The following is a 17,832-nucleotide window of genomic DNA, read 5'->3' as shown; positions in this document are numbered from 1 at the left end:
TGCCGGGTTTGGCCGCAGGTTTAGCGTGTGAAACATTACTGACACACGTCAACCCAGGTGGCAGAAGTCAGTTCAGCCATCCTTTCAGGCGTGATGCGAACCGCGCTGTGGATGGCTCCTGCGGCGGGAAGCACTTCAGCGTAGTGCTTCAGAGAAACATCACAGTACACTGATATCGGTGTTTCTAATCCGAAGGGGCAAACGCCGCCAACGGGGTGCCCCGTCGCGTTCACGACCTCATCACTACTTAACATTCGGGCTTTGGCACCGAACGTACTCTTTAGCTTTTTATTATCCAGTCGGGCATCGCCTTTTGCTACGACCAGGATGATATCGTTCTTCACCTTTAGCGAAAGTGTTTTCGCTATCTGGCCAGGTTCAACGTTATGGGCTTTTGCTGCCAGATCAACGGTTGCTGTGCTCTGGTTTAATTCGATGATCTCGATATCTGGTGCATGTTGCGCCAGGAATTGGCGTACTGATTGCAAACTCATTCTTCTCTCCCTAACGCTTACAGATAGCCCTGCACAGCAGAAAATTGCAGGATGTAATTTGTCATAGGGGCAACCACACTGTAAATATTTTATTGTAACAACATAGCAACATTAGCAGTTTTTCGATCTTCTTCACAATCAAAGAAACCGGTTACAGTAACCGGTTGCAGAATGCTGAAATGACGATTAATACTGAAGTTGTCACTTCCTCTGTATCACATAATAAGAGCCATCTATGAAACTTAACTCGAAAAGCGGTAGCGCTGGTGTTCCTCCCGGCACGGTTGCGAAAAGTGGTAATGGGCTTTACGTGGTGGCGGTGTTGATGCCAGCACCGTTGCAGGGTTTTGCACAATGGGAGAACGGCTATGTCTACTAACCATGCTGTGTTTAACGTGATTTTCCGTTTTGTTGAAAATTACGTTAGTCCTGTCGCCGGGCGCATCTCTTCGCAACGACATGTAATGGCCATTCGCGACGGTTTTATTTCGGCGATGCCTTTTATGATTGTAGGCTCTTTTCTGCTGGTTTTTGCCTACCCGCCTTTTTCTCCGGATACCACCTGGGGATTCGCCCGCGTGTGGCTGGATCTGGCAAAACAGTTTGAGGGCCAAATCCTCACACCGTTTGATATGACGATGGGGATTATGTCGGTCTACATATGTGCGGCTATTGCTTATAACCTGGGTAAGCACTATGTGAAGTCGCATCAGTTAGATCCGTTTATGTGTGCGATGCTATCAATCATGGCTTTTTTGCTGATTGCCGCGCCAAAAACCAAAGGCACAATGCCGGTTGATAGCCTGGGAGGAACGGGGATTTTCACCGCCATCCTGGTGGCCATTTACTGTGTTGAAATGATGCGCTTCCTGAAGGCGCACAACATCGGCATCCGTTTACCCGATCAGGTGCCGCCGATGATCAAAAACTCCTTCGATCTGCTGATCCCGGTGCTGGTGGTGGTACTGACGCTGTACCCGCTGAGCCTGGTGATACAGTCGCAGTTTGACATGCTGATCCCGCAGGCCATTATGGCCATCTTTAAACCACTGGTGTCGGCTGCAGATTCTCTCCCGGCGATACTGCTGGCGGTACTAATTGGCCATCTGCTGTGGTTTGCGGGTATTCACGGCGCGGCAATTGTGTCGGGAATGCTGCAAATGTTCTGGCTAACTAATCTTGGGATGAACCAGTCAGCGCTGGCGCAGAGCGCGCCGTTACCGCATATCTTTATGGAAGCATTCTGGACGTTCTTCATTGTGGTCGGAGGGTCAGGCGCAACGATGGGGTTGGTGATTTGCTATCTGCGTAGTCGTTCGGCTCATCTACGCTCGATTGGGCGTCTGAGCGTAGTCCCCAGCATTTTTAATATTAACGAACCGGTGATTTTTGGTACGCCGATTGTCATGAACCCGGTGTTTTTTATCCCTTTCCTGCTGGCCCCAATGGTGAATGCGGTACTGGCCTGGGCGGCGATGAAACTGGATTTAATTGGGCGGGTCATTTCAGTGGTTCCCTGGACCGCACCGGCACCGGTTGGCGCGGCATGGGCATTAGGCTGGGATTATCGTGCGGCTATCCTGGTGGTGCTGTTGGCGCTGGTGTCGGCCGTTATCTACTTCCCGTTCTTTAAAGTCTACGAAAAGCAGCTATTGGCGCAGGAAAAAGAAGAGGCGCAGCGTATGGAAGAGGAAAACCAGCAGGTTGCATAAATATCTGGCGAGGGGCTACGGCTCCTCGCTTACTTCAGCGTGCAGTCTCCGCATTGCTGAACGTCAGGCAGGCGATAGCGTTGGCAGCAGGTTTTGCGTACTAACAGCCCCTCACGCGGAACAACGGTTCGCCACAGAGGGTTATCCTGACCGCAGGAGAGTTGTTTCTCAAAAAAGCAGGTCTGGCGCAGCGTGGTCAGCAGTTCCTCACCTAGCAACGGCTTCATTTCCGTTAGATACCAGTGAATTAAATATCCGGTGTTGCTCCAGATAAGCTTCGCGTTGATCTCGCCAGTCGCTTCAAGCGCCTGCACAACCGGTGTCAGCGCTGAGAGAATCAGCGTTTCCATGCGTTGTTGAGGAGACAGGGCTGTAGCCTGGTGATCCTGATGGACGTCGATCCAGAAGCAGGCCGCTCGGCCCGTTTCGTGAAACTCTATGCGCATATGTTCAGGAGAGACGTCGATAGCCTCTTTTTGCGTCAGCAGAGCCACCATTAACGGAGGCATCATCAGGCCGATATACCATTGCGCCCAAAGAGAAATCAGGGGCTTATTTTCGCGGGGTAGCGTGGGCTGGTTGCGATAGATATGGTCTGAATAAACGGCCAGCAACGAGCTAAGCATCGCCGGTTGTGTCCATTCATGCAGCGTCATTGCACCTGGCACAGGCGTTTCGTCAAGACGAATGAAGTCCAGCAGGTGCTCGCGAGTTTTGGCTATCGTTGCGCGTACGGCAGCAGCCAGCGAGGGCATCTCTGAGGGGAGATGGCTACGCCAGATGACATCTTCAACGATCGGTGCGGAACGATAAGCCATGTCGATATAAGGATGTTAATCTTAATGATAATGATTGCTAATCCTATAATTGACATTGAGCGATGGCAAGATCTTTGTCGCCATCCCGAGCGGCAGCGCACAGAAAGCTCAGGTAGAGGGGCAGTTTACCCGCAGCTCATCGCTGACCAGGGTATTGTTACGCCCAAGATTCTTGGCCTCGTAAAGGGCTTTATCCGCTTTGGCGATAGCAGCATCAATATCCTGTTCTACCAGAGGTGCAATGCCGATACTGACGGTTACGTTGGTTGCCACGCTCTCATTAAACATGTGAGGGATTTTAAGGTCGTACACTTTCTGGCGGATACGTTCGGCGGCAGCCTGGGCCTGCTGTGGATCGACCGCGGTCAGCAAAATCATAAATTCTTCACCGCCAAAACGCGCCACCACATCCCGGGAGCGTACGGAGTCTCGGATGGCGGCAGAAACACGGATCAACGCCTGGTCGCCCATCATATGTCCGTAATGATCGTTATAGGATTTGAAATGGTCGATATCCAACAGCAGAACGAAGTGCCTCGAATTACTCAGAGCCAACAGCGTATCGAGCCGGTGTTGCAGCCCCCGGCGATTATACAAACCGGTTAGCGGGTCGAGCATGCTGAGCCCGTTCAGGGTTTCCCTCTCCTCCAGCAGTTTGTACATCAGTTGCTGAGCGAATCCATCGTAGCGCTTTTGTATCACATGCTGGATGGCGATACCGGCCATAGGCAGCGCCATAAAATAGAAAATCCGCAAACCATGTTCGCTGCCGTTAAGCCATAAACAAACGGCGACGGAGGGGAGTGAGTGGAGCGTAAACGCGATGATATTATTGGCAAAAGCGATAGAGCCAATAAACAGTACGCTGAGCAGCGCTATTAACAGGAAATAATAATCATTCTGACCTAGAGCGTTATATTTCAAGAATATATGTAACGCCCATAACAAGCCAAAAACGATTGAAATAAAAGGGAGATTAATTCTTTTATCCGCGTATTTCCCATGCCATACCAGCAGCAGTGTACTCATCACCAGCATCAGCAACGCCGGTACTGATAAGGCTTTGACCGCAAACAGAGGGAAAAAAAGCGTAAACAGCGCGGAGACTGCGTTGAGCAGTAGAAACAGTCGTAAAGAGAGTTGGTATTTTTTTGTGCGCAGAGTTCGCCAGGATTGTACTGTCATAGGTAAATATTGTTAGTTATCTGCAATGTACGAAGGTGTGTTGGTAAATAAAACAAATAACGAACGGGGTATCATTCGCAGAGGTTTTTATTGTTTTTAGTTGAAGAGCTAACCGGTGAGCAATTTATCACCTTGGATTATTCATGTCATCAATCGTTAAGTAAAACTCATATAATTGATAGTGCTTCACGGCTGACAAATGAGAAATTTTATCATATGATATTGGTTATCATTATCAATGTCATAGGTGAAATCATGTTGCAACGTACGCTGGGCAGTGGATGGGGTGTTCTGCTGCCGGGAATGCTGATTGCCGGGATGGCATATAGCGACCTGTCGGTCTACGTATGGAAGGTGATGATTGTATTAGGATTACTGCTGACTTCGCTCATGCTGTACCACAAACGTTTACGGCACTTTGTTTTGTTACCTTCATGCGCGGCACTGATTGGTGGCATTGTTTTGGTAATGATGAACTGGAATCAGGGATGAACAAACAGAAAAGGAAATCGAGAGGGAAATAAGATAATTGGTGCGAGGGGGGGGACTCGAACCCCCACATCCTAAGGACACTAACACCTGAAGCTAGCGCGTCTACCAATTCCGCCACCTTCGCACAGTCATCTTATTTTTATGATATCGCCTCGTTGGTGCGAGGGGGGGGACTCGAACCCCCACATCCTAAGGACACTAACACCTGAAGCTAGCGCGTCTACCAATTCCGCCACCTTCGCCCAGTGCGAGCAATATCAACGTGGATTATGGTGCGAGGGGGGGGACTTGAACCCCCACGTCCGAAAGGACACTAACACCTGAAGCTAGCGCGTCTACCAATTCCGCCACCTTCGCATACCATCGACACTCAAAAAGTATCGTTACCACGGGGGCGGATTTTAGAGATTTTATGCAGGGCGTCAACTGTTAATTATCGAACTTAACGTGATTGCCGAAAAAAAAGGCGTTTCTTCGGCTTTGGTGTTTTATGCAGGCCGGATAAGCGATAGCGCCATCCGGCGTTGCTCGGTGTCACGCCGGATGGCGGCGTAAACGCCTTATCTGGCCTGGAGCAGTTAGGCTTTTTTCGCCTGACGCGTCATGATGGTGCGATAGACCTTGAAGCGCCCGGTCTGCGCGATAACTTCGTGGAAGCCAAACACTTCATCCAGTACCTTCGGATAAGGCAGGAAGGCGTTCGCCACAATGCGCAGTTCACCACCGCTGTTCAGATGACGCACTGCGCCACGAATCAGCGTTTGTGCTGCATCAAGGCTGGTCTGCATACCGTCGTGGAACGGCGGGTTGGAGATGATCATATCAAATCGACCCGTCACGTCAGAAAAGACGTTACTGGCGATGACGTCACCTTCAATGCCGTTGGCTGCAAGCGTTGCGCGGCTGGCTTCAACGGCGGCGGCGCTAACATCGCACAGGGTTAAGCGCACTTTCGGCGAGTGGCTGGCTAAGGCGACGGAGAGAACGCCTGCGCCACAGCCGACATCCAGCACTTTGCCTTTGGTGTGCGGCGTCAGCGTGGAGAGCAGCAGTTGGCTGCCAACATCCAGGCCGTCACGGCTGAAGACGCCCGGCAGCGTTTTGATGGTCAGATTTTCTGTCTGGTATTCATCCCAGTATTTTTCTGCATCAAAGACCGGCTGTTTTTCCAGACGACCGTGGTACAGGCCACAGCGACGTGCGCTGTCGACTTTGTTTAACGGTGCGTATTCGGCCAGCATCTGCTCTGCGCTACGTACACCGCTGCGATTCTCACCGACAACAAAAATATCGGTGCCCACCGGTAACAGCGACAGAATGTTCATCAACTGGAACTGGGCTTCCGGCTTATTCTTCGGCCAGTAGTAGATCAGCGTATCGCTATCGGCAACGTCATCGGCCTGCGCGACGAGGCTGAAGCGGACGTTGTCGCCCATCTGGCGGTTAAGCACCTGCCAGTGGTGAAGTTGCTGGGTGTGCGCACGGCTGGCGGCGCTTTCAAAATGGGCAGGCAGGTCATCCTGCAAATCACCGGCAAACAGAATACGGCTTTGTTCGAAATCATCACTGTGGCGCAGCAAGACTTCACTTGCCGGGGTAAACGCAGACATGGAATGCTCCTTAAATTGTACAGCGGGGGATTATAGTTGTTTGATGGCACGGATTCGACAAATTTGCTATATTTGCGCCCCTGATAGACAGGAGTGTTTCGCTATGACATCCCGACGAGACTGGCAGTTACAGCAACTGGGCATTACGCAGTGGTCGTTGCGTCGTCCTGGCGCACTGCAGGGCGAGATCGCGATTTCCATTCCTGCGCATGTCCGTTTGGTGATGGTTGCTGCACAGTTACCCGCGCTAACCGAACCGTTGATCAGCGATATTTTACGCGCATTAACCGTTAGCCCGGATCAGGTTTTACAACTGACGCCTGACCGTGTCGCCATGCTGCCGCAAGGCAGTCGCTGTAATAGCTGGCGGCTGGGAACCGAAGAGCCGCTGCTGCTGGAGGGCGCTCAGGTCGAGAGTCCTGCGTTTAATGAATTACGGGAAAACCCAGCGGCACGCGCCGCGTTATGGCAACAAATCTGCGCATATGAACACGATTTCTTCCCTCGAGCCGACTGATTTACCCGCAGCATTTCAGATTGAAAAACGCGCCCACGCTTTTCCGTGGAGTGAAAAAACATTTGCCAGCAACCAGGGCGATCGCTACCTCAATTTTCAGTTGAGGGTTGACGACGTGATGGCCGCCTTTGCAATTACGCAGGTCGTACTGGATGAAGCGACGTTGTTCAATATCGCCGTCGATCCTGACTTTCAGCGCCGGGGCCTGGGGCGTGAGTTGCTGGAGCATCTGATCGATGAGCTGGAAAAGCGTGGCATTTTGACCCTGTGGCTTGAAGTGCGCGCCTCGAATGCGGCCGCTATCGCGCTGTACGAAAGCTTAGGCTTTAACGAGGCGACGATCCGTCGCAACTACTATCCAACGGCCGATGGTCACGAAGACGCCATCATCATGGCGTTGCCAATCAGCATGTAAGATAAGGTGTAATGATGAAGAAGTGGGACTGGATTTTCTTTGATGCCGACGAAACGCTGTTTACGTTTGACTCGTTTACCGGCTTACAGCGGATGTTTCTCGACTATAGCATTACCTTTACCGCTGAAGATTTTCAGGACTACCAGGCAGTGAATAAACCGCTGTGGGTGGATTACCAAAACGGCGCGATTACCTCATTACAACTGCAGCATGCCCGTTTTCAGAGCTGGGCCGAACGCCTGAAGGTTGAACCGGGCCAGCTTAATGACGCATTTATCAATGCGATGGCGGAGATCTGCTCACCGTTGCCGGGGGCGGTTTCTCTGCTCAATGCGATTCGTGATAAAACGAAAATCGGCATCATTACTAACGGCTTTACCGCGTTGCAGCAAATCCGCCTTGAGCGGACGGGGCTGCGCGACTATTTCGACCTGCTGGTGATTTCTGAGCAGGTTGGGGTGGCAAAACCCGACCCCCGTATTTTTGACCATGCGCTGGAGCAGGCGGGTAATCCTGACCGTTCTCGCGTGCTGATGGTGGGTGACACCGCAGAGTCCGATATTCTTGGCGGCATTAACGCCGGGCTATCCACCTGCTGGCTAAATACGCACCACCGCGAGCAGCCAGCGGGCATTCAGCCGAACTGGACCGTAGCGTCATTAAGCGAACTGGAGCAGCTCCTGTGTAAACACTGATTGCCTCCCCCCCGTTGATGGGTAAAATAGCCGCAATTTTTCGTATTCAACTTGCCCGGCCCGTTGCCGTGCTTACCTAAGAAGATTTGACTATGACGTTGTCTCCTTATTTGCAAGAGGTGGCCAAACGCCGCACTTTTGCCATTATTTCTCACCCGGATGCCGGTAAAACGACAATTACTGAAAAGGTACTGTTATTCGGACAGGCCATTCAGACCGCCGGTACGGTAAAAGGCCGTGGCTCCAGCCAGCATGCAAAATCTGACTGGATGGAAATGGAAAAGCAGCGTGGTATCTCCATTACCACCTCTGTGATGCAGTTTCCGTATCATGACTGCCTGGTGAACCTGCTGGACACCCCGGGGCATGAAGATTTCTCCGAAGATACCTATCGTACTCTGACGGCGGTGGACTGCTGCCTGATGGTTATCGATGCCGCAAAAGGCGTCGAGGATCGTACCCGTAAGCTGATGGAAGTTACCCGTCTGCGCGATACGCCGATCCTGACCTTTATGAACAAACTCGACCGTGACATCCGCGATCCGATGGAGCTGCTGGATGAAGTCGAGAACGAACTGAAAATCGGCTGTGCGCCAATCACCTGGCCGATTGGCTGTGGTAAGTTGTTCAAAGGTGTCTATCACCTTTATAAAGATGAAACTTACCTGTATCAGACCGGTAAAGGCCACACCATTCAGGAAGTGCGTGTTGTTAAAGGTCTGAACAACCCGGAACTTGATGCTGCCGTGGGTGAAGACCTGGCGCAGCAGCTGCGTGACGAGCTGGAGCTGGTGCAGGGCGCGTCCAACGAGTTCGACCATGAGCTGTTCCTCGCGGGCGAAATCACCCCGGTCTTCTTCGGTACCGCGCTGGGTAACTTCGGCGTTGACCATATGCTGGACGGCCTGGTGGAGTGGGCGCCTGCGCCGATGCCGCGTAAAACCGACACCCGCGTCGTCGAAGCCTCAGAAGAGAAGTTCACCGGTTTCGTGTTTAAAATTCAGGCCAACATGGACCCGAAACACCGTGACCGCGTGGCGTTCATGCGTGTGGTATCCGGCAAGTATGAGAAAGGCATGAAAATGCGCCAGGTGCGCATTGGTAAAGACGTGGTGATCTCCGACGCACTCACCTTTATGGCCGGTGACCGTTCTCATGTGGAAGAAGCGTATCCGGGCGATATTCTCGGTCTGCATAACCACGGCACTATCCAGATCGGCGATACCTTTACCCAGGGCGAAATGATGAAGTTCACCGGTATTCCGAACTTCGCACCGGAGCTGTTCCGTCGTATTCGCCTGAAGGATCCATTGAAGCAGAAACAGCTGCTGAAAGGGCTGGTTCAGCTGTCAGAAGAGGGCGCAGTGCAGGTATTCCGTCCGATCGCCAATAACGATCTGATCGTGGGCGCGGTGGGTGTGCTGCAGTTTGACGTGGTGGTTTCACGTCTGAAGAGCGAGTACAACGTTGAAGCGATTTATGAATCTGTCAACGTAGCGACTGCGCGCTGGGTAGAATGTTCTGACGTGAAGAAATTCGAAGAATTTAAGCGTAAGAACGAAATTCAGCTAGCGCTGGATGGCGGCGATAACCTCACCTATATCGCACCAACCATGGTTAACCTGAATCTCACCCAGGAACGTTACCCGGACGTTCAGTTCCGTAAAACACGCGAACACTAATCGACCTTCCAGGGCACGGTATCCGCCGTGTCCTGCAACTTTTCCTGTCTTTTAAATCCCTTGCGGAATGTTCTTAAAACCTCGCGTTTTTCTTTTGTTTGCCTGTTTTTTAATCAATTCTGACTGCGATCACGAAATCGTGAACTATATTTAACAATGTGATGACATAAATATCGGCGTTTAATGCTTTTTAGGCTGCCTGTTGCAGCGTCTATTGCTGATATTTATTCCACTTACAAGATTAGTTGCTGGTTCAGGCCGTGTAACGGCAGAGCATAGCTTTTAGCAAAACATACAGGAATACATCGATGACAATGACAGGACTTAAGATTTCTAAAACGCTGCTGGCCGTGATGCTGACCTCCGCTGTTGCAACGGGTTCTGCTTATGCAGAAAACGCTACGATGGATAAAGCGCAATCCGGCGTCGAAAGTGCGGGGCAGAAAGTCGATAGCTCTATGAACAAAGTCGGTAATTTCATGGATGACAGCACCATCACCGCGAAAGTAAAAGCCGCGCTGGTGGACCACGAAAGCATTAAGAGCACCGATATTTCCGTCAAAACAGATCAAAAGGTGGTGACACTAAGCGGGTTTGTTGAAAGCCAGGCACAGGCCGAAGAAGCGGTGAAAGTGGCGAAAGGCGTTGAGGGCGTGACCTCCGTTAGCGACAAACTGCATGTGCGTGATAGTAAAGAAACCTCCGTTAAAGGCTATGCGGGCGATACGGCAATCACCAGTGAGGTAAAAGCCAAGCTGCTGGCCGATGATATTGTCCCTTCCCGCAAGGTGAAAGTTGAGACCACCGATGGCGTTGTGCAACTTTCAGGCACCGTCGACTCACAGGCTCAAAGCGATCGTGCTGAGAGCATCGCCAAAGCGATTGATGGCGTGAAAAGCGTCAAAAACGATCTCAAAACTCAGTAATTAGACTTAATTCGTCCTCCTGACGTTTGTCGGGAGGCGTGTTGTGCACCACACTGAAAATATCGCCGATGGGCAGCCTGAGCGCTCATATCAAGCGGTGAAATTAACTATGGTAAAGGAGAAGCATATGTTTCGATGGGGCATCATATTTCTGGTTATCGCGTTAATTGCCGCCGCACTCGGTTTTGGTGGACTGGCGGGTACTGCAGCCGGCGCAGCGAAAATTGTGTTTGTGGTGGGGATCATTTTGTTCCTGGTCAGCCTGTTTACCGGGCGTAAACGACCCTAGTACGTAAACCGTAAAGAAAAATTGCTACTAAGCCAGTCCATTGGACTGGCTTTTACGGTTTTAGCGTCAGGCAATTTGCGTTACTTTGTTGCTCTATTACAAAAACAACAGGAAGGCAGAGGTGGGGCAGAGAATACCCGTCACGCTCGGTAATATTGCGCCGTTATCGTTACGTCCATTTCAACCAGGCAGTGTGGCGCTGGTGTGCGAGGGCGGGGGACAAAGAGGCATCTTCACCGCCGGCGTACTGGATGAGTTCATGCGCGCGCAGTTCAATCCCTTTGATCTCTACTATGGGACGTCGGCTGGCGCGCAAAACCTTTCAGCCTATCTCTGTAACCAGCCCGGTTACGGCCGCAAAGTTATTATGCGTTACACCACCCGACGCGAATTTTTTGACCCGGTGCGTTTTGTGCGTGGGGGAAATCTGATCGATCTCGACTGGCTGGTGGATTCGACTGCAACGCATATGCCGCTGGCGATGGACAACGCCGAGCGCCTGTTTGCCGCAGGGAAAGCATTTTATATGTGCGCCTGTCGAGGCGATGATTACACGCCCGGCTATTTTTCGCCGAACCGGCAAAACTGGCTCGACCTCATTCGAGCCTCCAGCGCGATTCCCGGGTTCTACCGCACAGGGGTTGTGTTGGACGGCGTAAACTATCTGGATGGTGGGGTCAGTGACGCCATACCGGTGCAAGAGGCGGCGAAGCACGGAGCAAAAACGCTGGTGGTTATCCGCACTGTGCCCTCGCAAATGTACTACACCCCGCAGTGGTTCAAACGTATGGAGCGCTGGCTGGGTGAAAGCAGCCTGCAACCGCTATTGAATCTGGTCCAGCACCATGAAGCCAGCTATCGTGCTATCCAGAGTTTTATTGAGAAGCCGCCGGGTAAGCTGCGTATCTTTGAAATCTATCCGCCAAAACCACTCCATAGTATGGCGTTGGGCAGCCGTATTCCGGCGCTGCGGGAAGATTACAAAACCGGACGCCTGTGCGGTCGTTACTTTCTGGCGACAGTCGGCAAGCTGCTGGCGAAAAATGCGCCGCTACCTCGTCAGACGCCGAAGATTGTGGTGCCGGGGCCGGTGGTGGTTCCTCCCGCTCCAGTGGCCAACGACGCCCATCCGCCGGTGGTGACCAATGCGCCTCAGGCGAACGACACGACGTTTGATAATGAGGATTTGGCGTGAGTTATCGTTTTATCGATACGCATTGTCACTTTGATTTCCCGCCGTTTACCGGCGATGAATCTGCCAGCATTCAGCGCGCGGTGGAGGTTGGTGTACAGAGCATTATCGTTCCGGCCACACAGGCGGCGAATTTTCCCCGCGTACTGGCGTTAGCGGAAAATTATCCTCCATTGTTTGCCGCGCTTGGTCTGCATCCCATTGTTATTGAACAACATAGCGATGACTGCCTGGACCAGTTGCAACAGGAGCTGGATAAGCGCCCACGAAAACTGGTGGCGCTAGGCGAGATTGGATTGGATCTGTATCGGGACGATCCGCAATTCGATAAGCAAGAGTGGGTGCTGGAAGCGCAACTAAAGCTGGCGAAGCGGTACGAATTGCCGGTGATCCTGCATTCGCGGCGCACCCATGACAAGCTGGCGATGCACCTGAAACGTCATGCTTTGCCGCGAACTGGCGTTGTGCATGGTTTTTCCGGGAGCGTGCAGCAGGCAGAGCGCTTTGTGCAACTGGGATACAAAATTGGCGTGGGAGGCACCATTACCTATCCGCGCGCCAGTAAAACCCGCGAGGTAATGGCGCAATTACCGCTGGAATCGCTGTTGCTGGAAACCGACGCGCCGGATATGCCGCTCAACGGCTTTCAGGGACAGCCCAACCGCCCTGAGCAGGTAGTCAGAGTCTTTGACGTCTTATGCGAACTGCGCCCGGAACCTGCGGACGTGATCGCTGACGCGCTGTATCGTAATACCACGGCGTTGTTTAATGTGTGATTGGATGGCGTATCCGGCCGACAAATGTGTGCGCTCCGTAGGCCTGATAAGCGAAGCGCATCAGGCATAACTTCGTCGGATGGCAGCTGTGTTTTTTCCGGCCTACAGATGATGTCGTCGCATCCGGCAATCACAGGTACAGCGCCGGGAAAATCAAATTATCCACCCCGCGTTCGCGCAATCTTTGCGCCAGCTGTTCCACATCCTCCGGCGTGGCGCTCGGCCAGTCCTTCGCTTCGCCATACACCCCGTGCGCATGAAAGGCATTCAGCCGCACAGGTACGTCACCGGTACGTATGATAAACGCCGCCAGCGCATCAATATGCTGTAGATAATCCACCTGACCAGGAATAACCAGCAGGCGCAGTTCCGCCAGTTTTCTCTGCCCGGACAAAAAGGTAATACTTTGTTTAATCAGCGTGTTATCGCGGCCGGTAAGCTGCCGATGACACGTGCTGTCCCAGGCTTTTAAATCCAGCATTACGCCGTCGCACACCGGCAGCAGCTTCTGCCAGCCGGTTTCGCTCAGCATGCCGTTGCTGTCGACCATGCAGGTCAGGTGTTGCAACTGCGGATCGGTTTTTATCGCGGTAAATAGCGCCACAATAAAGGGGAGTTGAGTAGTCGCTTCACCGCCACTAACGGTTATCCCTTCGATAAACAGTGACGCTTTACGAATATGTTGCAGCACTTCATCAACACTCATACTCTGCGCCATCGGCGTGGCCTGCCGGGGGCACATATGCAGGCAGGTGTCACACTGCTGACACACATCGGACTGCCACCACACTTTCCCTGCGCTCAGGCTCAGCGCCTCATGCGGGCAATGCAGCACACACTCCCCGCAGTCGTTGCAGCGTCCCATCGTCCACGGATTGTGGCAATTTTTACAGCGCAGATTACATCCTTGCAGAAACAGAGCCAGGCGACTGCCCGGCCCGTCGACGCAGGAGAAAGGAATCAGCCTACTTACTAAAGCGCATCTGCTGTTCATGGCTAATCACGCGAGGTTGTCGTTCCAGAATGCGCGTATTGCGCGCGGCTTCTTCGCCAAGCCAGGTGGTGTTGGTTCGTGACCCTTCGGCGCGATACTTTTCCAGATCCGACAGGCGCACCATGTAACCCGTAACGCGAACCAGATCGTTGCCGCTCACGTTGGCGGTAAACTCGCGCATTCCAGCTTTAAACGCCCCGAGGCACAACTGCACCAGCGCCTGAGGATTACGCTTGATAGTTTCATCCAGCGTGAGAATGTCGCTGATCCCGGCGTGATAAAACGCGTGATGTGGTGCGACGGTTTGCAGGTGGGTGATCGGGTCCGGCTCATCGCCGTAAGGCAGGCGTGCACCTGGCGTGGTGCCGATGTCAGAACTGATCCCCGACTGTGCATGCAGCATCGCGCGCTGCTTCCAGCCATATTTCACCGGGGTGTTTTCGACAAATTCCGCCAGTTGGGTGCTGATGCGATAGCCGAGCTGATTGGCGAACTCATCTTTCCCATAGCGCGCATTCTGTCCCGCCTTATCGCACAGCAGGTTCACCGCCTCCGCCAGGCCGTACATCCCGAACATAGGCACAAAACGTTCGGGATCAATCAACCCTTCCTGCACGAGGAAGCTATTCTCAAAGAAATGTGATTTCTCATAGAGGAATTCACATCGTGAATCAATGATGGCGATTTGCTGCTGGCAGTAGTGCGGTAGGGTGCGCGTAAAGAAGTCATCGACAGAGGTGCTGCGCTCTGCGATGGCTTTCAGATTAAGCCTGACCAACGTGCTTCCACCCCCGGCGAGCGGCAAAGAGTTGTAGCAGCTGACGACACCGTACTGACCTTTTGTGAAAATTTTATCATTCTCAGGGCCATTGGAAATATGCGGCTTACTGCACTCGCAGATATTTTTCGCCACGTTGAGCAGCAGATCGTCAGGTGTGATTTGCGGGTCATAAATGAATGTCAGATTAGGCGAGACCTGCTTTAGCTCTGCGTCTGCGCGTAAAATTGCACGGGTGACTGGCGTATCGGCGGGGCCGATATTGGCATGCATAAACGCGTCTGGCAGGGTTCTGTCGAGATAACGCCAGAAACGTTTTATTCGAATATCGATCTCTTCTTGTGTTAGAATTCTAACATACGGTTGCAGCAGGGCATCGAGCTGGCCGAGATAAACCGGCATTGACGTCACTGACGGAACATGGTGGTAAAGAATAGTGAGTAAGGATAACGCGTCATCAAGATCCCTGGCGCCTTCCAGCTCCAGCCACGATGAGCCATTGGCCAGAAAACGCGCGTAATCGGGTAAAACATAGCGTGGTTTGAACGGGGCATGACCTTCGTACATATCGCAGATTACCCCATCATCCAGCGCCTGACGTGCCTGTGCAGGCAGTTGCGGGTAAGGCAGCGCGTTTTCAGCTTCCAGTGCCAGAAAGTGGCGTTTCTGCTCAGGGCTGAGCACTGGGCTGGTCACGATTTGTTGGCAACGCTGTTGCAGCGCGAGTTCGCTTGAGGTGGGCATCGTTGATTCCTTTTTATCCCGAAGGTGTAACGCCATTGTAGAAAGCAACGCCGCCACAACCTTTGATCCGGATGCGCCTGATGCCACCGCATCCCCTCAGGAAAGGTAATTTATTTGAAGTAGATCTCATTAGAGTAATGCAAATCTGTATGTGGTTTTCATTAACTGTGATGTATATCGAAGTGTAATAGCGAGCGGATGTTAGAATACTAACAAACTCGCAAGGTGAAATTTTATACGGCGATGCCGTTGGAGAATGTTATGACCGATTTAACAGCAAGCAGCCTGCGTGCACTGAAACTGATGGACCTGACCACCCTGAATGACGACGACACCAATGAAAAAGTGATCGCGCTGTGTCATCAGGCGAAGACCCCGGTTGGCAACACTGCCGCAATCTGTATCTATCCGCGTTTCATCCCTATTGCGCGTAAGACCCTGAAAGAGCAGGGCACGCCGGACATCCGCATTGCAACCGTAACCAACTTCCCGCACGGCAACGACGACGTTGAGATTGCGCTGGCTGAAACCCGCGCGGCGATTGCTTACGGCGCAGATGAAGTTGACGTGGTGTTCCCGTACCGTGCGCTGATCGCCGGTAACGAACAGATTGGTTTCGATCTGGTTAAAGCCTGCAAAGACGCGTGTGCGGCAGCAAACGTGCTGCTGAAAGTCATCATCGAAACCGGTGAGCTGAAAGAAGAAGCGCTGATTCGCAAAGCATCTGAAATCTCCATCAAAGCCGGTGCTGATTTCATCAAAACTTCTACCGGTAAAGTGCCGGTCAATGCGACGCCGGAAAGTGCACGCATCATGATGGAAGTGATCCGCGACATGGGTGTTTCTAAAACTGTAGGTTTCAAACCGGCTGGTGGCGTACGCACTGCAGAAGATGCACAGCAGTTCCTGGCGATTGCCGATGAACTGTTTGGCGCTGACTGGGCTGATTCTCGTCACTACCGTTTTGGCGCATCCAGCCTGCTGGCGAGTCTGCTGAAAGCGCTGGGTCACGGCGACGGCAAGAGCGCAAGCAGCTACTAAGCCTTATATTGCCGGAGCTGTAGCGACGTAGGCCGGATAAGGCGTAGCCGCCATCCGGCATTAAGACGACTGCCGGGTGGCGCGTTGCTTACCCGGCCTACAACGGCCTTCTACTCTTTTCCCCTGGGGGTTACCGTGTTTCTCGCACAAGAAATTATTCGTAAAAAACGTGATGGTCATGCGCTGAGCGATGAAGAAATTCGTTTCTTTATCAATGGTATTCGCGACAACACCATCTCTGAAGGGCAAATCGCCGCCCTGGCGATGACCATTTTCTTCCACGATATGACAATGCCTGAGCGAGTTTCGCTGACCATGGCAATGCGTGATTCAGGAACCGTGCTGGACTGGAAAAGCCTGCAGCTGAACGGCCCGATTGTGGATAAACACTCTACCGGCGGTGTAGGTGACGTAACGTCACTGATGTTAGGCCCGATGGTCGCAGCGTGCGGCGGCTATATTCCGATGATCTCCGGGCGTGGCCTGGGGCATACCGGCGGTACGCTCGATAAACTGGAAGCGATTCCTGGATTTGACATCTTCCCGGACGACGCGCGTTTCCGTGAAATTATTAAAGACGTGGGTGTGGCGATTATTGGGCAAACCAGCTCGCTCGCACCGGCGGATAAACGTTTTTATGCCACCCGCGATATTACTGCGACCGTGGATTCCATCCCGCTGATTACCGGCTCCATTCTGGCGAAAAAACTGGCGGAAGGGCTGGATGCGCTGGTGATGGATGTGAAAGTGGGCAGCGGCGCCTTTATGCCGACCTACGAGCTTTCTGAAGCCCTTGCCGAAGCGATTGTCGGCGTGGCGAACGGTGCGGGTGTACGTACCACCGCGCTGTTAACCGATATGAACCAGGTGCTGGCCTCCAGCGCAGGTAACGCGGTCGAAGTCCGCGAAGCGGTACAGTTCCTGACCGGTGAATACCGTAATCCACGTCTGTTAGACGTCACCATGGCGCTGTGCGTGGAAATGCTGATCTCCGGCAATCTGGCGAAAGATGACGCTGAAGCCCGTGCGAAATTGCAGGCGGTGCTGGATAACGGTAAAGCGGCAGAGATTTTTGGTCGCATGGTTGCGGCGCAAAAAGGCCCGACCGATTTCGTCGAAAATTATGCGAAGTACCTGCCGACGGCAATGCTCAGCAAAGCGGTATATGCTGATACCGAAGGCTTTGTCAGCGCAATGGATACCCGTGCGTTGGGGATGGCGGTCGTTTCCATGGGCGGCGGTCGTCGTCAGGCTTCGGACACCATTGATTACAGCGTTGGCTTTAGCGATATGGCGCGTCTGGGCGACAGCGTAGACGGACAACGCCCACTGGCGGTGATCCACGCGAAAGACGAAGCCAGCTGGCAGGAAGCGGCGAAAGCGGTCAAAGCGGCAATTAGCCTTGACGATAAAGCGCCAGAAATTACACCGACAGTCTATCGTCGTATTACCGAATAACTGTATACTGATCT

At 52.7% G+C, this 17,832-nt stretch carries 19 protein-coding genes and 3 tRNA genes; 13 read left to right on the top strand and 9 right to left on the bottom strand.

The genetic code is table 11. The annotated features are described in order from the left end of the window. Positions 1-35 precede the first annotated feature (35 nt). Entirely contained in the window at positions 36-494 is a 459-nt protein-coding gene (locus IB222_RS19650) for a YbaK/EbsC family protein (RefSeq protein WP_003830001.1), read from the bottom strand. A gap of 235 nt (positions 495-729) precedes the next feature. On the opposite strand from IB222_RS19650, the gene IB222_RS19645 reads away from it, so the two are divergent. Then, positions 730-873 (top strand): hypothetical protein, encoded by a 144-nt coding sequence (locus tag IB222_RS19645; protein ID WP_188055350.1) that lies wholly within the window; start codon positions 730-732, stop codon positions 871-873. Continuing rightward, the gene (locus IB222_RS19640; protein ID WP_149384483.1) at positions 863-2,206 is read left to right on the top strand and encodes a PTS sugar transporter subunit IIC; all 1,344 of its coding nucleotides are present in this window, start codon (positions 863-865) and stop codon (positions 2,204-2,206) included. Before IB222_RS19645 ends, IB222_RS19640 begins: the two co-directional genes overlap by 11 nt. A 29-nt stretch (positions 2,207-2,235) precedes the next feature. On the opposite strand, the gene fhuF is transcribed toward IB222_RS19640, so the two are convergent. After that, positions 2,236-3,024: a siderophore-iron reductase FhuF gene (gene fhuF, locus IB222_RS19635; protein ID WP_149384482.1), complete on the bottom strand. Its 789-nt coding sequence runs from the start codon at positions 3,022-3,024 to the stop codon at positions 2,236-2,238. A 108-nt stretch (positions 3,025-3,132) separates the two neighbouring features. Next, on the bottom strand, positions 3,133-4,209 hold the full coding sequence (locus IB222_RS19630; protein ID WP_003829994.1) for a diguanylate cyclase: 1,077 nt from the start codon (positions 4,207-4,209) through the stop codon (positions 3,133-3,135). A gap of 255 nt (positions 4,210-4,464) precedes the next feature. Here IB222_RS19630 and IB222_RS19625 point away from each other — a divergent pair, with 255 nt between their 5' ends. Continuing rightward, complete coding sequence (locus IB222_RS19625) at positions 4,465-4,701, top strand: DUF1435 domain-containing protein (RefSeq protein WP_003019100.1); 237 nt, start codon at positions 4,465-4,467, stop codon at positions 4,699-4,701. 38 nt (positions 4,702-4,739) lie between these two features. Here the strand turns inward: IB222_RS19625 and IB222_RS19620 are convergent. From IB222_RS19620 to rsmC, 4 genes are all read right to left on the bottom strand, one after another. After that, positions 4,740-4,825: transfer RNA gene (locus IB222_RS19620), tRNA-Leu, on the bottom strand. 32 nt (positions 4,826-4,857) lie between these two features. After that, positions 4,858-4,943 (bottom strand) — tRNA-Leu (locus tag IB222_RS19615). 28 nt (positions 4,944-4,971) lie between these two features. Then, a tRNA-Leu gene (locus tag IB222_RS19610) sits at positions 4,972-5,058 on the bottom strand. 221 nt (positions 5,059-5,279) lie between these two features. Next, positions 5,280-6,311: a 16S rRNA (guanine(1207)-N(2))-methyltransferase RsmC gene (rsmC, locus tag IB222_RS19605; protein ID WP_003829990.1), complete on the bottom strand. Its 1,032-nt coding sequence runs from the start codon at positions 6,309-6,311 to the stop codon at positions 5,280-5,282. 103 nt (positions 6,312-6,414) lie between these two features. On the opposite strand from rsmC, the gene holD reads away from it, so the two are divergent. From holD to IB222_RS19565, 8 genes are all read left to right on the top strand, one after another. Then, positions 6,415-6,828 carry a DNA polymerase III subunit psi gene (gene holD / locus IB222_RS19600; protein ID WP_003829988.1) on the top strand — a complete coding sequence of 138 codons (414 nt, stop codon included), beginning with the start codon at positions 6,415-6,417 and terminating at the stop codon, positions 6,826-6,828. Continuing rightward, positions 6,797-7,243, top strand: coding sequence for a ribosomal protein S18-alanine N-acetyltransferase (gene rimI / locus IB222_RS19595; RefSeq protein ID WP_003829985.1), 447 nt, complete (start codon positions 6,797-6,799; stop codon positions 7,241-7,243). Before holD ends, rimI begins: the two co-directional genes overlap by 32 nt. 14 nt (positions 7,244-7,257) lie before the next feature. Continuing rightward, entirely contained in the window at positions 7,258-7,938 is a 681-nt protein-coding gene (yjjG, locus tag IB222_RS19590; protein WP_126319877.1) for a pyrimidine 5'-nucleotidase, read from the top strand. A gap of 92 nt (positions 7,939-8,030) precedes the next feature. Next, the gene (prfC, locus tag IB222_RS19585; protein ID WP_003829982.1) at positions 8,031-9,620 is read left to right on the top strand and encodes a peptide chain release factor 3; all 1,590 of its coding nucleotides are present in this window, start codon (positions 8,031-8,033) and stop codon (positions 9,618-9,620) included. A gap of 308 nt (positions 9,621-9,928) precedes the next feature. Further along, positions 9,929-10,546 carry a molecular chaperone OsmY gene (osmY, locus tag IB222_RS19580; RefSeq protein ID WP_003829980.1) on the top strand — a complete coding sequence of 206 codons (618 nt, stop codon included), beginning with the start codon at positions 9,929-9,931 and terminating at the stop codon, positions 10,544-10,546. Positions 10,547-10,673: 127 nt separating this feature from the next. Next, positions 10,674-10,835, top strand: coding sequence for a DUF1328 family protein (locus IB222_RS19575; protein WP_003019081.1), 162 nt, complete (start codon positions 10,674-10,676; stop codon positions 10,833-10,835). Between the two features lie 121 nt (positions 10,836-10,956). Beyond that, positions 10,957-12,030 carry a patatin family protein gene (locus IB222_RS19570; protein WP_149384481.1) on the top strand — a complete coding sequence of 358 codons (1,074 nt, stop codon included), beginning with the start codon at positions 10,957-10,959 and terminating at the stop codon, positions 12,028-12,030. Continuing rightward, entirely contained in the window at positions 12,027-12,803 is a 777-nt protein-coding gene (locus IB222_RS19565; protein WP_126319342.1) for a metal-dependent hydrolase, read from the top strand. The genes IB222_RS19570 and IB222_RS19565 overlap by 4 nt, the downstream gene beginning before the upstream one ends. Positions 12,804-12,933: 130 nt before the next feature. Here IB222_RS19565 and IB222_RS19560 read toward each other — a convergent pair whose 3' ends face one another. Both IB222_RS19560 and IB222_RS19555 read right to left on the bottom strand, forming a co-directional pair. Beyond that, the gene (locus tag IB222_RS19560; protein ID WP_149384480.1) at positions 12,934-13,797 is read right to left on the bottom strand and encodes a YjjW family glycine radical enzyme activase; all 864 of its coding nucleotides are present in this window, start codon (positions 13,795-13,797) and stop codon (positions 12,934-12,936) included. Further along, positions 13,769-15,319 (bottom strand): YjjI family glycine radical enzyme, encoded by a 1,551-nt coding sequence (locus IB222_RS19555; protein WP_149384479.1) that lies wholly within the window; start codon positions 15,317-15,319, stop codon positions 13,769-13,771. Before IB222_RS19555 ends, IB222_RS19560 begins: the two co-directional genes overlap by 29 nt. Positions 15,320-15,580: 261 nt before the next feature. Between IB222_RS19555 and deoC the strand changes: the two genes are divergently transcribed. Together deoC and deoA are read left to right on the top strand one after the other, a co-directional pair. Next, complete coding sequence (gene deoC, locus IB222_RS19550; protein ID WP_197718049.1) at positions 15,581-16,360, top strand: deoxyribose-phosphate aldolase; 780 nt, start codon at positions 15,581-15,583, stop codon at positions 16,358-16,360. A gap of 135 nt (positions 16,361-16,495) precedes the next feature. After that, the gene (gene deoA / locus IB222_RS19545; RefSeq protein WP_016151609.1) at positions 16,496-17,818 is read left to right on the top strand and encodes a thymidine phosphorylase; all 1,323 of its coding nucleotides are present in this window, start codon (positions 16,496-16,498) and stop codon (positions 17,816-17,818) included. Positions 17,819-17,832 lie beyond the last annotated feature (14 nt).

This window comes from Citrobacter sp. C13, from assembly GCF_014596815.2.
Lineage (GTDB): Bacteria > Pseudomonadota > Gammaproteobacteria > Enterobacterales > Enterobacteriaceae > Citrobacter > Citrobacter portucalensis.
Note: the sequence above shows the minus strand (reverse complement) of the source record. Positions and strands in the feature narration are given on the sequence as shown.